The organism is Bacillus tianshenii (genome assembly GCA_020524525.2).
Classification (GTDB): Bacteria; Bacillota; Bacilli; order Bacillales; family Bacillaceae_N; genus Bacillus_AV.
Map to the genome: position 1 here is coordinate 1697696 of CP129018.1, position 16225 is coordinate 1713920.

General features: G+C 40.7%; 18 protein-coding genes, 4 tRNA genes and 1 other RNA gene. 3 read left to right on the forward strand and 20 right to left on the reverse strand.

Going from position 1 to position 16225, the window contains the following annotated elements; translation table 11 throughout:
• The first annotated feature begins 230 nt into the window (after positions 1–230).
• On the forward strand, positions 231–1472 hold the full coding sequence (locus tag LC040_08550; GenBank protein WLR52923.1) for a type I restriction endonuclease: 1242 nt from the start codon (positions 231–233) through the stop codon (positions 1470–1472).
• Positions 1473–1544: 72 nt separating this feature from the next.
• On the opposite strand, the gene ssrA is transcribed toward LC040_08550, so the two are convergent.
• The 7 genes from ssrA to LC040_08585 form a co-directional block, all read right to left on the reverse strand.
• Positions 1545–1907: a transfer-messenger RNA gene (gene ssrA, locus LC040_08555) on the reverse strand.
• 108 nt (positions 1908–2015) lie between these two features.
• A tRNA-Arg gene (locus LC040_08560) sits at positions 2016–2092 on the reverse strand.
• Positions 2093–2097: 5 nt separating this feature from the next.
• Positions 2098–2171 (reverse strand) — tRNA-Trp (locus LC040_08565).
• Between the two features lies 1 nt (position 2172).
• Positions 2173–2265, reverse strand: a tRNA-Ser gene (locus tag LC040_08570).
• A gap of 13 nt (positions 2266–2278) precedes the next feature.
• A tRNA-Lys gene (locus tag LC040_08575) sits at positions 2279–2354 on the reverse strand.
• A 145-nt stretch (positions 2355–2499) separates the two neighbouring features.
• Entirely contained in the window at positions 2500–3516 is a 1017-nt protein-coding gene (locus tag LC040_08580; GenBank protein ID WLR52924.1) for an ABC transporter substrate-binding protein, read from the reverse strand.
• Positions 3517–3680: 164 nt separating this feature from the next.
• Positions 3681–3899 carry a YozE family protein gene (locus tag LC040_08585; protein ID WLR52925.1) on the reverse strand — a complete coding sequence of 73 codons (219 nt, stop codon included), beginning with the start codon at positions 3897–3899 and terminating at the stop codon, positions 3681–3683.
• A gap of 280 nt (positions 3900–4179) precedes the next feature.
• Between LC040_08585 and LC040_08590 the strand changes: the two genes are divergently transcribed.
• Positions 4180–4848: a cell wall hydrolase gene (locus LC040_08590; protein ID WLR52926.1), complete on the forward strand. Its 669-nt coding sequence runs from the start codon at positions 4180–4182 to the stop codon at positions 4846–4848.
• A gap of 69 nt (positions 4849–4917) precedes the next feature.
• Here the strand turns inward: LC040_08590 and LC040_08595 are convergent, their stop codons facing one another.
• Genes LC040_08595 through LC040_08610 form a run of 4 tightly spaced genes read right to left on the reverse strand, consistent with a single transcriptional unit; the run spans position 4918 to position 7376 of the window.
• A complete protein-coding gene (locus LC040_08595; GenBank protein ID WLR52927.1) occupies positions 4918–5217 on the reverse strand; it encodes an STAS domain-containing protein in 300 nt (99 codons plus the stop codon).
• Between the two features lie 12 nt (positions 5218–5229).
• Entirely contained in the window at positions 5230–5640 is a 411-nt protein-coding gene (locus tag LC040_08600; GenBank protein WLR52928.1) for an ATP-binding protein, read from the reverse strand.
• Positions 5637–5960 (reverse strand): hypothetical protein, encoded by a 324-nt coding sequence (locus LC040_08605; protein ID WLR52929.1) that lies wholly within the window; start codon positions 5958–5960, stop codon positions 5637–5639. Before LC040_08605 ends, LC040_08600 begins: the two co-directional genes overlap by 4 nt.
• A 27-nt stretch (positions 5961–5987) precedes the next feature.
• Entirely contained in the window at positions 5988–7376 is a 1389-nt protein-coding gene (locus LC040_08610) for a globin-coupled sensor protein (protein ID WLR52930.1), read from the reverse strand.
• Between the two features lie 355 nt (positions 7377–7731).
• On the opposite strand from LC040_08610, the gene LC040_08615 reads away from it, so the two are divergent.
• On the forward strand, positions 7732–8907 hold the full coding sequence (locus LC040_08615) for a SpoIIE family protein phosphatase (GenBank protein WLR52931.1): 1176 nt from the start codon (positions 7732–7734) through the stop codon (positions 8905–8907).
• Between the two features lie 30 nt (positions 8908–8937).
• Here the strand turns inward: LC040_08615 and hypE are convergent, their stop codons facing one another.
• Genes hypE through cybH form a run of 9 tightly spaced genes read right to left on the reverse strand, consistent with a single transcriptional unit; the run spans position 8938 to position 16222 of the window.
• Positions 8938–9933, reverse strand: a complete 996-nt coding sequence (gene hypE / locus LC040_08620; GenBank protein WLR52932.1) for a hydrogenase expression/formation protein HypE — start codon at positions 9931–9933, stop codon at positions 8938–8940.
• A complete protein-coding gene (gene hypD / locus LC040_08625) occupies positions 9930–11045 on the reverse strand; it encodes a hydrogenase formation protein HypD (GenBank protein WLR52933.1) in 1116 nt (371 codons plus the stop codon). Before hypD ends, hypE begins: the two co-directional genes overlap by 4 nt.
• Complete coding sequence (locus tag LC040_08630; GenBank protein WLR52934.1) at positions 11029–11253, reverse strand: HypC/HybG/HupF family hydrogenase formation chaperone; 225 nt, start codon at positions 11251–11253, stop codon at positions 11029–11031. Before LC040_08630 ends, hypD begins: the two co-directional genes overlap by 17 nt.
• A gap of 12 nt (positions 11254–11265) precedes the next feature.
• Positions 11266–13554 (reverse strand): carbamoyltransferase HypF, encoded by a 2289-nt coding sequence (gene hypF / locus LC040_08635; protein WLR52935.1) that lies wholly within the window; start codon positions 13552–13554, stop codon positions 11266–11268.
• Positions 13530–14198: a hydrogenase nickel incorporation protein HypB gene (gene hypB / locus LC040_08640; protein WLR52936.1), complete on the reverse strand. Its 669-nt coding sequence runs from the start codon at positions 14196–14198 to the stop codon at positions 13530–13532. The genes hypF and hypB overlap by 25 nt, the downstream gene beginning before the upstream one ends.
• A 15-nt stretch (positions 14199–14213) precedes the next feature.
• Positions 14214–14567 carry a hydrogenase maturation nickel metallochaperone HypA gene (locus LC040_08645; protein ID WLR52937.1) on the reverse strand — a complete coding sequence of 118 codons (354 nt, stop codon included), beginning with the start codon at positions 14565–14567 and terminating at the stop codon, positions 14214–14216.
• Positions 14568–14579: 12 nt separating this feature from the next.
• On the reverse strand, positions 14580–14996 hold the full coding sequence (locus tag LC040_08650; GenBank protein ID WLR52938.1) for a Rieske (2Fe-2S) protein: 417 nt from the start codon (positions 14994–14996) through the stop codon (positions 14580–14582).
• A complete protein-coding gene (locus LC040_08655; protein WLR52939.1) occupies positions 14983–15489 on the reverse strand; it encodes a HyaD/HybD family hydrogenase maturation endopeptidase in 507 nt (168 codons plus the stop codon). The genes LC040_08650 and LC040_08655 overlap by 14 nt, the downstream gene beginning before the upstream one ends.
• The gene (gene cybH / locus LC040_08660) at positions 15458–16222 is read right to left on the reverse strand and encodes a Ni/Fe-hydrogenase, b-type cytochrome subunit (GenBank protein ID WLR52940.1); all 765 of its coding nucleotides are present in this window, start codon (positions 16220–16222) and stop codon (positions 15458–15460) included. Before cybH ends, LC040_08655 begins: the two co-directional genes overlap by 32 nt.
• Between the last annotated feature and the right edge of the window lie 3 nt (positions 16223–16225).

Here is a 16225-nt window from a genome sequence, read left to right on the forward strand (position 1 = left end):
TTTGGTCGGGCCTATAGGATAATCGTTTTCCAAGCCTTCTGTCCCAGCAAAAGGAATTAAGGCTATCCCAACCCCCATAACAAACCAGCCTATGACACCAATTTTCCTCCATACATCTCTTACAATAAATCTTTGTAAATTTCTACCTTATTTTGTCGAAACTCCTATAATTATTGGATAATATGGTATATTATAGTTATATTTTACTAATCGTGCAAGGAGTGTTTACTATGAACTTAAAAGAAACACTAGCAGCGCTGGCAAAAGTAATTGATGACAACCATGAATTAATCAAAAATGAAGAATCTACGAAACAATTTTTAGTTTTGCCGTTATTAAGAGGTCTTGGCTATGACACATTTAGCCCGCAAGAAGTTACGCCTGAATTTACAGCTGACTTTCATAAGAAAAAAGAAAAAGTAGACTACGCTATTTCAATGGATAGTGTGCCCAAAATTTTTATTGAGGTTAAAGCAAAGGATCGATCCATTAACAAAAGCACACCACAGCTAAGTCGTTATTTTAGTACTTTCCCGAGTGTTCGTTTAGGAATTTTAACAAATGGTATTGAATATCGCTTTTTTACAGACTTAAATAACGCAAATATTATGGATGCGAAGCCGTTCTTCATTTTTAACTTGTTAGATTACAAGGAAGAAGATTTCAATAATTTAATCCAGTTTTCAAAGAATATTTATGACTATGAAAGAATTAAATCATTAGCTGAGTCACTCATGTATTATCAATCTTTCAAATCTGTGATTAAAGAGATTTTAGAAGACCCAAGTGATGATTTTGTTAAGTTTGTTATTAAAGAAAGATTTCGGTTTAAAGTCACACAACAGTTCATTAACACTGCAAAGCCATTAGTAAAAAAAGGTATTCAGGAGTCTTTATCAGAGATGATTAGCGAAAAACTTGGGACAAACTTAAAGCAAACTTCCATTGGACACGAGAGTGTGGCAGAAGAAACCGATGGAGAACTTCAGAAGAAGGACAAGAAAAAAACATACTCTGCAGAGGAAATCAATTCATTAGGACGTTCTGAGGAGTTTGAAAACATACGTGTTGTATTACCTAATGCAAATGCTTACGATAACCTGTTAAAAGCCACAAAAGCCGAGTACTCCGTAGAAAAAGGTAATCCATTCAGTAAGTTTTTTGTCTCTTCAGTTCTTACTCAAGGAAGCAGTATTGTTGGATACTTAATTGGACAATATGTGGATGAAAAAAATGAAGATGTTACACTGTACGCAGTAAAGTCAAATGGAATTGAAAAGTTCTTAGAAGAAAACCCGGTTGTGAAAGAGGCAGGCTTTATAAATGCAAAGCTTGGCTCACGTACAAAGAAAGATACTCAAGAAACGACTTACTATCTTAAAAGTAGCATTACAAACCTATCTTTCCGTGATGTTCCAAACTTAGTTTCTCAAATTGAAAATATTGATGAGTTCTTCATGTGTCTCCAATAAAGCCTCAACCATCGAGGCTTTTTTTGTGCTTGGGAGCTAAAAAACCCCATAAAAAAACCACCAATTATGTATTGGTGGAGACGGTGGGAGTCGAACCCACGTCCAGAGACATCGCCACTTAGGCATCTACGAGTGTAGTTGGCATATTTGCAATTCGCTCTCTCTTATGCCTACCAACAGGCGTCCGAGGAGCTAGTCTGATTAGTCTCTTCTAACATCCTCAGACGGTGGATGTTAGCGTAGCCCGTTCAGTTTGAGACCCTGCAATCTTCCACACGGGCGATGGAAGCCAGGATCCTCTAGGCAGCTTACGCTGCTGCTAGAGAGTAGTTGTTTTCTTTGCCAGTTATAATTTAGGCGACGTTATTAACGAGGACGGTCCCCTCGACTCGCAGCCTAAGCTCGAACTATCCCTGTCGAATCCGTAACGTCCCCATATGAGGAATGGAGCAATTGAGCTTAAGAAGCTTCACGATAACTGGCACTACATCTATCATACCAAATATAAAACATTTGTAAAGTGGTAAGTCTTAGTCGTGCGATTGGCGCGCCCTAGAGGATTCGAACCTCTGACCGACGGCTTAGAAGGCCGTTGCTCTATCCTGCTGAGCTAAGGGCGCAGAATTGGCAGGGGTAGTAGGAATCGAACCCACATCGAAGGTTTTGGAGACCTTTGTTTTACCATTAAACTATACCCCTATGGCGGAGGAGGAGGGATTCGAACCCCCGCGAGCCGCAAAGCCCCTGGCGGTTTTCAAGACCGCTCCCTTCAGCCAGACTTGGGTACTCCTCCGCGTAAATGAAAATGGTGAGCCATGAAGGATTCGAACCTTCGACCCTCTGATTAAAAGTCAGATGCTCTACCAACTGAGCTAATGGCTCGTATATTGTTCCCTTGAAGCGACAGTGAATATAATAGCAAAGCTTTCTTTTTTCGTCAAGAATCTTTTAATAGGAAATCTTCCTACACTCATATGATAAAAGCTTGCAGACGATTCTGCAAGCTTTTATCAATCATTCTTTTTGTTTATTCGACAATAACTGCGTCCTTCTTCATTTCCTCTGTTAATTCAATGCCTTGTTCTTCGGCTGCCTTTTTGTTGATAACAAGCTCTAAGTTATCAGGGTAACCGACAGGCAGATCACTTGGTGCTTTTCCTTCTAACACTTCGATCGCCATTTGGCCCGTTTTGTAGCCTAAGTCTGTGTATTCAAAGCCGTAGCCTGCAAAGCCGCCTCGTTTTACAGAATCAGATTCACCGACAAATAGTGGAATATCATTTTCATTTGCAATGGCGATAACGGATTCAAGTCCTGCCACAACTGTGTTGTCTTTCGGAATGTAGATAATATCTGCGCGGCCGACAAGTGATTCTGCGGCTTGCTTTACTTCTGCGGTTGTTGAAATTGATGCTTCAACAGGTGTTAAGCCTAGTTCATCCATTGCTTTCTTTGCATTTTTCACATTAACTTCAGAGTTTTGTTCTCCTGAGTTATAGATAACCCCAATGTTTTTCGCTTCTGGGAAGTATTTCGTAATTGCTTCCATCGTCTTCGGAATAGCATCTGGATGTGTGTCAGATGTACCTGTTGCATTGCCGCCTGGGCTTTCAAAGCTTTGGACGAGTTGTGCACCAACTGGGTCTGTAATTGCTGTAAATAAGACTGGGATATCAGCTGTTTCGCTTAATACACTTTGTGCGCTTGGCGTTGAAATCGCTAAGATGAGATCAACTTGGTCCCCCACAAACTTTTGAGCAATTGTTTTGTTTGTATTCATATCGCCTTGGGCAATTTGTGTATCAATCTTTACATTTTCATAGCCGTTTTCTTCAAGTGCCTTCACAAAGCCTTCTCTCGCTGCATCAAGTGATGGATGTTCAACAATCTGTGTAATTCCAATTGTAATGTCTTCTTTCCCACCAGCAGCTTGTCCACTGCTTCCTTCTTTCTCTTCTTCTGGTGGTGATTGTGTGCTCTGGCCCCCACAGGCTGTTAACACAAGCATAAAAATTGTTAATACGAGTACTCCTAGACGTTTCATTCGTCTTCTCCCCCTCCAAGATGTTAAAATGTTCTGAATTTTATACACTATCATAAAAGAAAACCCAGGCAATTACAATGCCTGGGAGCAAAAAATATTATCACTTTAACGCGTTTATGCATTTTCGTACTAAATACCGTAAGAATGATGGGTCATTCAGCTTCTTATCCTTCGATTTCGTAACGTTCCCATAGCTCATCAAATACAGAAATCGCATCCAAAGCAGGGCTGTTTGTTTCTAAATATTGGCTAATTTCATGATAAGATGTTGAATGCTTTGGAAAGGCTCCATCCTTGTAAATATTATTCGCAAATTCACGGTACGAATTAGGACTTCCAGGTGGTCTGAAAGTCATTACATATTGATAAAACGTCTTGCGCATCTTTTCTTCCCCCTATACTTACATGACTGACCTTAACTCATTACTCTAACATGTTGTCTCACAGTATTCATGTTTGAGCTGCAATATTCGATGTTTTATTTTTCAATTATACAACGCTTCTTTTTTCCATTCTCAACGAAATTATGTACATATGCTAGCATTTCCTTCTGTTACCTTCACCCTACTATTGAGAGGGTTAATTTTCCCTCTCTATAATAATACATGTGCAAAAAATCATGGCTCCAGTAAATCTACAATAAATGATTAGGAGGTTCTTAGAATGAAAAAATGGCTTAAAACATTAACAGTAGCTGCACTGTTAACCGGAACGGCATATACGGCAATGCCAGCAGAACAAGTTCAAGCTTACACAGTCTCAGCGAAACCACTTCTACAGCAGGGAAGTCAAGCTGGATACGTATGGGATTTGCAGCACCGTCTTAATCAGCTTGGCTTGTACAACGGGCAAATGGACGGTATTTTTGGTCCGATCACAAAGCAAGCTGTCCTTAACTTTCAGAAATATAACGGCCTTGGTGTTGACGGAGTTGTCGGAACAAGTACGTGGACAGCACTTGATCGCGTAACACTAGAGGCAAATGAAATTGATTTACTTGCACGGATGGTTCACGGGGAAGCGCGTGGTGAATCTTTTAAAGGAAAAGTAGCGGTAGCATCTGTCGTGTTAAACCGCGTAGCATCAGAGGACTTTCCAAACACGGTAAAAGGTGTTCTTTATGAGCCATACGCCTTTACAGCGATTGCAGACGGCCAATTTTATGCTGCTAATCCTACACCAAGTGAATATAAGGCAGTTTACAAAGCGATTCAAGGCTGGGACCCGTCACATGGCTCCCTCTTCTATTTCAATCCTGCAAAAGCAGAGTCTGATTGGATGTATACACGTCAAACCGTAACTCGAATTGGCGGACATATCTTCATGAAATAAAAAAAGACGCCTATAACGTCTTCTTAAAATAAATAAAAGCAGGAGGCTTTGCGATTCTCCTGCTCTTTTTTACATTACTTCTACAAATTGTTCTAATTTACATATCCGTAATACGTTTTTTATCGGTGCTGACGCATTATGAATGCGGACGATTTTTGAATTAGTTAACGGGTGAAGCCACTTGATTAACAAACTTACTCCTGTACTATCGACAAACCTTACACCTTTGAAATCAAGGTTAAGCTCTGTGATATTACTTGAAATGTCATAATCTTGAAGAATAAGCTCCATTTCTCTTGTTGTTTCGAAATTAATATCAGTGTTAATTGTAATGTTTAATGTTGAGTTTGCTTCTTGGAATGTGATCAACTTGATTCCCCCTTAGTTTTGACCATCATATTTAAATATCAACGTTGCCGTTTTTCCTTCTCTATCAAAGGTGAACGTATCACATAAGGTTTTTGTCATTAACAGGCCTCGACCACCAATTTGAGTAAAGTCGGGCGGTTCTTCTGGAATACATTCACTCCATTTAAAACCCTTTCCATAATCCGTAATGGTGATCGTGATTGTTTCATCTGTCCAGTTCAACGTCATATCAATCTGGTTGTCAATATTCCCCTCAGAATGTTCAATGATATTGCATAAAACTTCCCATATGGCTAAGCGTACGTTGTAAAAGAGAAGGCTGTCTTCATTTAAGCTCAATTCCGTTTGTAACGGAGCGATCATCTTATTCATTTGTTCTGTTAAGCCTTCTCTTTTTAATTTACAGTGTTCAAATTTAATCATCGAACATCACGTTGGGTTTGTAATTTCATTATCATTTCTTTTAAATAAGGATGCTTAAATTCATCTTGATGTTCGAGTCTATACAGTTGACTCCACAGTGAGTTATACATTGAACGGTAATCGATAGGTGTAAAATTGCGATACGCACGCTGCAGGTGCATTAAACGAAACTTTGCAATGTTGCGCTCTTCTTTTGTATTTCGTTTTTCACCCATGTCAATATACAAAATTTGTTCATTTACCTCATGCAAAAGTACATCTGACATCTCTTCGAGTGAAGAGAATGTGCGGTCTTTATATTTGAGTTGGAGATTTCCCATATTCTCCCCTTCTTTCTATAGCCGTTATCAGGATTTAAATTTGTCACGTAATTCATTATTCAAGTAAGCCAGTTGTTCTGCCATATCTGTTACTTGGTGCGAAGCAGTGGAGATCTCACGGAATGTTTCTTTAAATGACATAATGAAGCGTCCAAGGTCATGGATTTTCTCATCATTTTCTTTCACGCCGCCAATCGAATCTTCAAGCACCTCAATAATGCCGCGGTTAATGTCTCGGAAGCTCCCAGCCTGTTCAACAATTTGTTGGAACGCACTCTCGAAATGATGAACTTTCCCTTGCACATTTGCAATTTGTTCTTGGATATGATCAAGCGCCTCTTCTGTTTGATGAGCTAAATTTCGGACTTCTTTTGCTACGACAGTGAAGCCTCGTCCGTGTTCCCCTGCACGTGCCGCTTCAATGGTTGCATTCAAAGATAAAACGTTTGTCTGGCTAGAGATATCTCGAATGACCTTAACGACCTGCCCAATTTTATTCGAACTATCTGTCAGTTCTTCTGTCATCTGTTGTGTTGATGTAATAAGGTTAACGATGTTATCAATTTCTCCAAGTGATGAAGTCACTTTCCCTTTTCCACCTTCAACACTGTGAATCATATTCTCAGAGGTTATTTGAATCTCTTCAATACCTTGCATCATTTCTTCAACATGTTGTTCTTTCTCTGAAATGGTTGCAGTCGTTTCTTCTGCATTCGCAGCAAGCGAGGAAGATGATTCACTCAACCGGTGCTGCAGCTCTTCCACCTCATTCAATTTCATCATTGATGAAGAGTACGAAGCAATATAAGTTGAAATACCGATTTGAACATCAAATGAACAAAGTCTCATGAAAGAATGATAGACTTCTTTCACCCGTGCTGCTGGTAGTTCCTCCATGAAAATTTCTAACACGGCATTTTGAATAATCGTGTATGCACCAATATACCATTCTGGAAATAAATTAATTCGGTTATGAACATTTCCAATTACTTTACGACGTATGACGTAATCTTTCCCAACATCCCCGCTGAACATATCTAACAAATAACGACGAAGTGTTTGTTGAAGCTTATCGATTGTAGAATGATTATCGATAATCTCTAAAAGGTGCGGAATTTGAGTCAATCTCTTGTAGAAGGCATTTACGACTTCATCGACACGTCGTGACATGATTTCTTCTACATCTGCCAACCGTTGGATATCTTCTGGTGTTAAGCCGACAAAAAAGATTTGTTTTGCTTCGGGGGAGTTTTTCAGCTCTTGAAACTTTTCATTCACTTTTTGTGAAACATTCACTTGACTCCCTACTTGATTACTTTCAGAATGCCCAGCTGCAAATTCTTCATCTATTTTTCGCAGAAACTTAAATGCCCCGTCTTGATTAGACAAAAGGTCTTTAAAATTATATCCACCCATTTTATTTCTCTCCCTCAATACAGAGTCAATCATTCATATATTACCAATCTATTAATGCGCCTTACCTTTTTATCGGCTACATATAGACATGTTCCACGCTTTTTAATTCCTATTTAAAATTCCTTTTAACAAATTGTTATATAATGTTAACAATTATCACATACAGCCTTCCAAATTTACATTATAATTAAAATATATGTGAAAATCGGCCTAGTTTGCAAGTAGTTTTACAATAAATTGAACATTATTTAAAGATATTTCACAATTACACAATTATTTTCCACTAATAATCTGATAAATTAATGAAAATAGGCAAAAGCCTCGTCAGTCATTTAAGAAAGGACAAGTGTAAAATATGCGCATCATGCTAATCCACCCTTCGGCAGAAGAACAAACAATCCTTCATCGTGCCTTAATCACTGAAGGCTACCATCGCATCATGCCTTATTATTCTCTCGATTGTGTAAAGCATTTTTTGTTAAATGTAAAGACACAGCCACCATGTGAAAATACTCTCCCAGATGTAATTTTAATGGATGACTTTAATTGCAGTGAACAAATCTTTAACCTGTGCTCCTTATTTCGGGAAGATCCTCTTTTGCACCATATCCCAATCTTGCTTCTGTCGGATACCTCCCATATGGCATTTTTGCAAAAGGCGATTGAGCATGGCGTTACTGATTACATTCAAAAACCAGTTCACCCGACAGAAATGCTTAACAGAACACGCCTTGCATACCGATTGAAGCAGGAAACAGAGCAAAATATGAACCGGGAAAAAGAACTTGCAAATATGTTTTCCCGCATGCAGGAAGATGTTCAACTAGCAAGGCAAATTCAATTTGGTATCCTTCCACCCGAGACATGTGAAAAGAACATACATATTAGTGCAGCCTACCTACCTTCTGAGCACTTGTCTGGCGATATGTACTACTGGGTAAAGATTGATGAACACCGCTACTCAGTTATCTTAATTGATGTTGTTGGGCATGGCATTCATGCTGCTTTAATCAGTATGTCGGTCCGCTCTCTGTTGCACGGGTTGTTAACACGGGTTATCGACCCGATTCTTGTGATGCAGGAACTAAATAAACATATCCATACTCTTTTCGCGGAACATAATAAGAATCATCTGCTAAGCTATTACTTTACGACGATTTACGCTGTCATTGATACGAGAGAACACACAATTGAATATGTCAATGCTGGTCATCCTTCAGGCTTCTTCCTTACAGAAGAGAATGAGATAACGATGATGAACGATGGCTGCCCGCCTATTGGACTTATCTCGGATATGGCAATTAAAACTGGCAAGCTGCATTATAACTCCCGGACTAAGATGGTTTTCTTTACAGACGGGCTTGTTGAAATGTCGAATCACCATTTTTGGACCGATAATTTAAAAGAACATTTACTTCAATCCGTCCATAGCGATAATTTTCAATTAATGCAGCACATTGTTAAAAAGCGTAACATCGCTTCACCTCAGCGGGATGATATATGTATTATCATTATTGACTTAACACCATAAGAAAGGGCTGACCATTCCGTCAGCCCTTTTCTAACAAATCCGTGGCAATTGCATTCCTGATAAGCGCTGCAGTATGCGGTGACTGCCAAGGGGTGTTTTCAGCAAAAGCCTTCCGCCGCCTGTCGCTGATACTTTACCAATCACAACAGCATCTTTCGTTTCGCTGTAGCTCTTTAATATTTCTAAGACCGCATCCTTATTTTCAGCAGAAACAACGAGAACTACTTTGCCTTCATTTGCAAGATAAAGCGGATCAAAGCCAAGTAAGTCACATGCTCCATGCACCTCTGCACGTACAGGAATGTGTTCTTCTTCTAGTTCGATCTCAATTTTTTCAGATTCACATATTTCAACAAGTGTTGTCGCCAGTCCGCCACGAGTTGGATCTCGCATAATCTTCACGCCTTCAACCTTCTCAAGAACCGCTTGAATCGGTTCATTCAAGCAAGCACAGTCACTCTCCACCTCACTCCGTAAGCCTAACTCCCCACGAGCTGCCAAAACAGCGATACCGTGGTCACCGATAGGGCCGCTCACGATAACGGCGTCACCTTCAGTAAAAGGTATTCTCTCTCGTTCTTCTACAACCCCTACACCTGTTGTATTAATAAAAAGTCCATCGGCAGAGCCTCGCTCAACCACTTTTGTATCGCCTGCCACAATCTTAACACCAGCTTTTTTTGCTTCTTTTGCCATATCGAAGACGATTTTCTTCAAATCTTCGAGCAAGAAGCCTTCTTCAATAATAAAAGAAGATGTCAAATATAACGGCTTTGCCATGCTCACTGCCAAATCATTGACTGTGCCTGCAACGGCAAGCTTTCCAATTGAGCCGCCAGGAAAGAAGAGCGGTTTGATAACAAAGCTGTCTGTCGTTAATGCCAGCCTGATTCCAGGACTTTGAAAGATAGCTGCATCACTTTTCGCCTCTTCACTATGACCGAATGCTTCAACGAAAACGTTTTGAATAAGCTGATGCGCGAGTTCACCACCATCACCATGGGCGAGACTTATTCTTTTGTTCATACGCTCACCTCCCTCAAGAATTGATAGGATGCACTGCAGCTGCCTTCACTTGATACCATACAAGGACCGATTGGCTGAAGCGGTGTGCATGCTTTTCCAAACAATACACATTCTTCTGGAGTAATCTTTCCACTGATGACTTCTCCGCAGCGGCACTTTGTTTTACGAGGAACAGAAGGCTTGATTTTAAATTTCTTCTTCGCATCATGAAGAGCATATTCTTCCCGTAATGACAGACCACTGTTTGGAAGTACCCCAAGGCCACGCCAATTTTCATCTGAACGCTGAAAATAAGTCTCCATGAGCTGCTGTGCGGCTTTATTCCCTTCATAAGTAACAACCGCTTTGTAGCTATTTTCAATCCGAGCTTCCTCATTTAGCAGCAGAGCTAAACATTGATACAACCCGCTTAACAACTCCACAGGTTCAAAGCCCGTAATCGCGCCTGCGATGTTATATTCTTGACTAAGAAACTCAAAGTGCCCGCTTCCTGTCACAATTGCAACATGACCGGGCAGTAGGAATGCATCAATCTTCACCTCTCCGTTATCAAGCAACGTACGTAAAACAGGTTCCACAAGCTTTGTCGTTACCCAAACGGAAAAGTTGTCAATAGCTTGTTGCTTAGCAGAAGCCACGGCCGCTGCTAGAATCGGAATTGTCGTTTCAAACCCAACGCCTAGAAAAACAACTGCCTTGTCAAGGTTTTCAGCAGCAATTTGCACAGCATCTAAAGGCGAGTATACGATACGAATATCGCTTCCTTCCGCTTTTGCATCCATCAGTGTGCCAGTAGAACCTGGAACACGCATCATATCACCGAATGTACAAACAATTAAGCGTTTATCTTCTGCAAGCTGAATCATTGCATCAATTTCTTCTTGAGCTGTCACACATACAGGACAGCCCGGCCCTGAGATAAGCATCAAGTCATCTTTCAGCGCTTGCTTTACACCTGTTTTTGCTAACGCCATCGTATGTGAACCACACACTTCCATCAGGACAGGTAAGCGATGATGTTTTCGTTTATAGGCCGTACAAAGGTGCTTCACTTCCTGCAGTAATTTCTTACTAAGCTGTGGGTCAGAGGCCGCTTCAAGCATCTCGCGCATCAATGATCTTCCTCCATTCCTCGAGACTTTCCTTCGCAAATTGTTCATCGATAATCGACATCGCTTGTCCTGCATGAACGATAACATAGTCACCTAACGCCACTTCAGGCACAAAAATAATCCCAATCGTCATCGTCGACCCCATCACATCAACAACAGCTTGATATTCTTCCTTCTCAATTACTTTAGCCGGAACGCCGACACACATTATTTTCACTCCTCATTCTTTTGCATTTGCAGCTTGTTTCGCAATGATGATTTGACCAAGTGCCAGCCCGCCATCATTACAAGGCACACGCTTATGTTTGTAAACATTAAGATGGTGAAAATGAAGCATTTCTTCAATCCTTCTCGAAAGGTAGGTGTTATGAAAGCTTCCTCCAGACAAGACAACATTCTTTGAGTAAATCGCATGCTTTGTTGCTGCCGTTATAAGCGCATTCACGACAGCTTCTGCCACTGTTTCATGAAAGTCACCAACAATCGCATCTATACTTCTTCCATTCAACCGGTCAAGCGTCACTGCTTTTAACATGCTTGTAAAATCAATTTTCACTATATCTTCTGTTTCAACTAAGTCATATGGATAACTAGTAAACGTACAATTCTCTTGTCCTCTAATCCGCTCAGATAATAAGATCGCTGCCTCACCTTCATAACTTGCAACCTTGCAAATACCGAGAATAGCACTAACAGCATCAAATAACCTGCCGCATGTACCAGCAAGCGGGCTATTAATCTTATTCTGGACCATCTGCTTTATAATCTGGCATTCATACGTTTTGTCAGGGAAACATTTTTGAACATAGGTTCGTTCAGAATCAAATGTCGTCATCATCATTGCCGCTGCATTTCGCCACGGCTCTTGAATCGCTTTTTCCCCTCCTGGAAGTGGTGTATAGGTTAAGTGGGCTAAGCGTATGAAGCTATCAGCATCGCCATACAACACTTCAAACCCCCAAATGTGACCGTCTGTCCCGTACCCTGTTCCATCTAAAATGATACTCAAGCAGCGTTCATTCATGCCGTTGTCAGCCATACATGACACATGATGTGCATGATGGTGCTGAGCAGTGAACATGGGTTGTTCTTCTACTAACTGGCGTGTCGCGTAATTTGGATGCTGATCGACAATGACGTGTTGTTCTTTTATTCCCAAGAGCTTTCTAGTATGCGCAACCTCTTCTTGAAGGTGTGCACGCATTTCGAATCCTTTTATATCTCCGATATGCTTAGAAAGAAAGATTTGCTGATGACGACCGAGTGCAAAGGTATTCTTCTGCTCTCCACCATATGCTAAGATTCCATTTACATTGTGTTCTATTGAAATTGGTTCTGGTGCAAACCCTCTCGCTCTCCGTATAAAAAACGGTCGCTCACCTTCGCTATACATAACAGAGTCATCAATCGGATGTAAGATTGGTCGATTATGGATTAATGCTGCATCACAAATCGGTTGTAAATGGGTAAAAACATCTTCTTCTCGGTAAATCATCGGCAATCCGGAAACATTTGCACTAGTGACCACAAGTGCATCAAACTGTGCCTTATCAAATAACAAATGATGAAGCGGTGTATAAGGAAGCATAATTCCTAGCGATTGATAACGAGGAGCGACATTCCTCACCACACCCCAATGATGAACAGGCATTACAACAATTGGTGCTTCACTTGATGTAAGTAATTGTTCATCCACCTTGTTTACGGTACATAACTGATGAGCTGTTTCTAATGACCTCACCATTACGGCGAGCGGCCGTGTTGGTCTATTTTTTCTCATTCGTAGCGTGTGAACAGCTTCTGTATTTGCCGCATCACAAACTAAGTGATACCCGCCAATGCCTTTTACAGCCAGAATTTTTCCGTCTTCAAGTAAACGCTTTGCATGATGAATTGCTTCCTGTTGCTCTGCGATAACCGTTTGGTCCATTTGTTGAAGCGATACAATTGGTCCGCACGTTTCACATGCAATCGGCTGCGCGTGGTGCCTGCGATTATTCGTGTCATCATATTCAGAAGCACACCGCTCACACATTGCAAAATCGTTCATCGACGTTCTCGGTCTGTCATATGGTAATGCCTCAATAATTGAATAACGCGGACCACATTGTGTACATGTAATAAACGGATAATGATAGCGTCGATTCAGCGGATCGAACATTTCTTGCAGACAATCCTTACAAACAGCTAGGTCCACAGGAACAACAAGCGAAGAACTCCCCTCATCATCACTAGAGGCAATTGAAAAATCCTTATAATCAATCTCACTTTCAATACGCTTACTAGCGATCTCCTCAATCCTTGAAGCATTCGGCTTGTCGGTAGACAGTCGAGTTAAGAATGTTTGGAGTGTTGATTCTTTTGCTTGCGCAATAATCGTCACACCGTCCATATTATTTTTCACCGTGCCAGTTATTGATAGAGATGATGCTAGGTGATAAACAAACGGTCGAAAGCCTACTCCTTGCACACGTCCTTTTATTGTTATTCGCTTTGTGATTGCTGACATGTGTTATACGCCTCTTTTACCCAGTTCAGCCATGCATCCATGCCTTCATCTGTTCTTGCAGAGACAGTCATTAAGAAGGAATCAGGGTTAATTGCTTCTAAATCTTCCTTCGCTTGGTTTACATCAAAATCTAAATATGGTAATAAATCAATCTTATTTAGCAACACCATTTCTGTTCGACGGAACATCACTGGATATTTCGGAATTTTATCATTTCCTTCTGGAATACTTAAAACTGCAACTTTATGGTTTTGGCCAAGATCATATCCAGATGGGCAAACGAGATTGCCGACATTTTCAATGAACAAAATGTCAATTTCATCGAGGTCAAACTCTGGAAGTGTTTTCGCAACCATGCGAGCATCCAAATGACAGCCGCCATTTGTATTAATTTGTACCGCTTGTGCTCCTGCTTGACGAATACGGTTGGCATCATGCTCTGTGGCTAAGTCTCCTTCAATAACGCCAATACGGAATTGCTCTGAAAGAGATGCAATCGTTCGTTCGAGAAGTGTTGTCTTACCTGCTCCTGGTGAACTCATCAAATTAATTACTAATGTCTTCGTATTTGTAAATTGTCCACGGTTAAATGCCGCCGCTTCGTTATTACTTGATAGTACATCTGTATTCAAGGTCACTTTCATCTTGCTGTCCCCTTTCTATTCATCCGTTTCATAGGAATGTACTTTGAATGTTTCACCACTTGTTAGTTCACCGCCCGGCATCGAGCAGGACGGGCATAAAGCAATACGTTCTTTCGGTTCATATTCTTCTCCACAAAAAATACAAACAGCATGTGCAGCCTCTCGAATAATTGTCAAAGTCGCATCTTCTGCTAACCGTGCTTTTCCCTGCTTCTTAAAGACAAGAAAGGCCATTTCAAGAGCATCAGGCAATGCATTACTTAAATCCCCAACAATCAACTGAACATCTGTAATCCGTTTTACCCCACGTTGCTGTGCATCTTGATCAACAATACTTAAAATATCGCTCATAAGTGCCATTTCATGCATAGTCATCTTCCTTTACTTACGTTCAAATCCTACGAGAAGTTGTCCATATTCCCGCTTAAGCGGCAGCTCTTGTATTTCGAGTTCTCCTGTCATGTGGCTTACTTGATACGTATGCTCACACGTCAAACATTTGAACTCTTTTTGAAATGCGTACCAATGGACAAGCGTTTCACAATTAACACACGTTAAATCAACACAACGCAGCACCTCATCGTTATAAAAGAATGCAAGGCTTTTGCCGTTTAAGAAAGTTGTCATGCATTCTGACCGAGACAAGTCAAGCTCGCAAGGAATCCAAACAATTCCTGCAAGCTCATCTGTCCAACGGTCGATTTTCTTAACATCTTCCTCAATAAGTGGAGATGCAGCGTATTTGACTGTATCGACAACGCTTTTCTTTACGTAGTGAAAGAACTCAAGCCGGTTCATCCATGCTTCTCCACTGTTGAATTTGTGTTTTAATGCTTGAAATCAAAGCCGGAATTTGTTCTTCAACAGCTTCTGATAATCCAATTCCAAAATCAAGCGAATCAGGCTGAACGCCAAACATGATCATCTGCTCCGGTAACCGTTCCCGAAACCTTGCAGCATGCAGCACTTCTTGAAAGCCGAGCTGATGAATTGACATTTTAATGCCAAAGTAGCTCGGAATTTCATCATCACGGAGCACAATCAATGTACCAGGTTCTTTGCCAGCATTTATCGCATCAATAATTAGCAATAAATCTGTGTCCTCTACAGGCTCAAGCAAACGAATTCCGTCTGTCGCACCTTCAATGATTTCGATATCTTCAAACTCATTTAACGCTTTCTCAAGCTGTGGAAGGACATGGACACCAATGCCTTCGTCTGTATACAACGTATTGCCAATTCCTAGCACTGTTATTTTTTTAACTTGTTTTGCGGCTATGCTTTCTGTCATTTTTATCACCTTCTGTACCACTCTCATTCTTGTAGCCTGTGAAAATCGATGAAACTGTTCCGTTTTTAGCAAGCCAATCTTCACGAAATGCCATATAGACATGTACAATCGTAAAAATAATAAATCCCCATGCAGCTAGATGATGCCAGGAGCGAACCATATAGCTGTCTCCACCAAATACGGCTGGCACCCACGCAAACATCTTTCCGTAGGCTGATTCAGGCTGTGGTTCAAACAACAAATAATAGCCTGTAAATGTCACAACAATTGAACCGAGCCCGATAAAGATCCAATAGCTTAATTCCGCCATCGGATTATGACCGATATAATGCTTCTTTTTATTCTTTAGAAACAAATAATATTTCATCGTTTCAAAGACACCGCTCCACCATGACAGCTTAAGCGGATTTGAACGTGCATATTTATTACCGACAAACACCCAATACAAGCGGGCAATCAAGTTAAACGTAAACACAAATGCCGTAATAAAATGAACAATACGTACCCAGCCCATTAAGTAATTATAGGAAGCGTCCTCAGGCACTGGCGCACTAATAAACGGATTACCAATATAAATACCAGTAACGATCAGCACGAGAATTGAGAAGGCATTCAACCAATGAAAGATTCGCACTGGTGCTTCCCATACGTACACACGACCGTTTTTCGCTTGAGCATGCACACTTTTTCCTTCTGGGTCAAAACCTCTGAAAGGTTGTTTTCGCACCCCCATCCC

Bases quoted from the DNA above. Each gene is read 5' to 3' on its own strand.
- LC040_08655 (WLR52939.1), bottom strand. From the start codon at position 15,489: ATGACAGAAAGCATAGCCGCAAAACAAGTTAAAAAAATAACAGTGCTA.
- LC040_08550 (WLR52923.1), top strand. From the start codon at position 231: ATGAACTTAAAAGAAACACTAGCAGCGCTGGCAAAAGTAATTGATGAC.
- LC040_08630 (WLR52934.1), bottom strand. From the start codon at position 11,253: ATGTGTGTCGGCGTTCCGGCTAAAGTAATTGAGAAGGAAGAATATCAA.
- LC040_08615 (WLR52931.1), top strand. From the start codon at position 7,732: ATGCGCATCATGCTAATCCACCCTTCGGCAGAAGAACAAACAATCCTT.
- hypF (WLR52935.1), bottom strand. From the start codon at position 13,554: ATGTCAGCAATCACAAAGCGAATAACAATAAAAGGACGTGTGCAAGGA.
- cybH (WLR52940.1), bottom strand. From the start codon at position 16,222: ATGGGGGTGCGAAAACAACCTTTCAGAGGTTTTGACCCAGAAGGAAAA.
- LC040_08585 (WLR52925.1), bottom strand. From the start codon at position 3,899: ATGCGCAAGACGTTTTATCAATATGTAATGACTTTCAGACCACCTGGA.
- LC040_08650 (WLR52938.1), bottom strand. From the start codon at position 14,996: ATGAACCGGCTTGAGTTCTTTCACTACGTAAAGAAAAGCGTTGTCGAT.
- LC040_08590 (WLR52926.1), top strand. From the start codon at position 4,180: ATGAAAAAATGGCTTAAAACATTAACAGTAGCTGCACTGTTAACCGGA.
- hypE (WLR52932.1), bottom strand. From the start codon at position 9,933: ATGAACAAAAGAATAAGTCTCGCCCATGGTGATGGTGGTGAACTCGCG.
- LC040_08580 (WLR52924.1), bottom strand. From the start codon at position 3,516: ATGAAACGTCTAGGAGTACTCGTATTAACAATTTTTATGCTTGTGTTA.
- LC040_08610 (WLR52930.1), bottom strand. From the start codon at position 7,376: ATGGGTGGATATAATTTTAAAGACCTTTTGTCTAATCAAGACGGGGCA.
- LC040_08645 (WLR52937.1), bottom strand. From the start codon at position 14,567: ATGCATGAAATGGCACTTATGAGCGATATTTTAAGTATTGTTGATCAA.
- LC040_08600 (WLR52928.1), bottom strand. From the start codon at position 5,640: ATGATTAAATTTGAACACTGTAAATTAAAAAGAGAAGGCTTAACAGAA.
- LC040_08605 (WLR52929.1), bottom strand. From the start codon at position 5,960: ATGGGAAATCTCCAACTCAAATATAAAGACCGCACATTCTCTTCACTC.
- hypD (WLR52933.1), bottom strand. From the start codon at position 11,045: ATGCGCGAGATGCTTGAAGCGGCCTCTGACCCACAGCTTAGTAAGAAA.
- hypB (WLR52936.1), bottom strand. From the start codon at position 14,198: ATGAAAGTGACCTTGAATACAGATGTACTATCAAGTAATAACGAAGCG.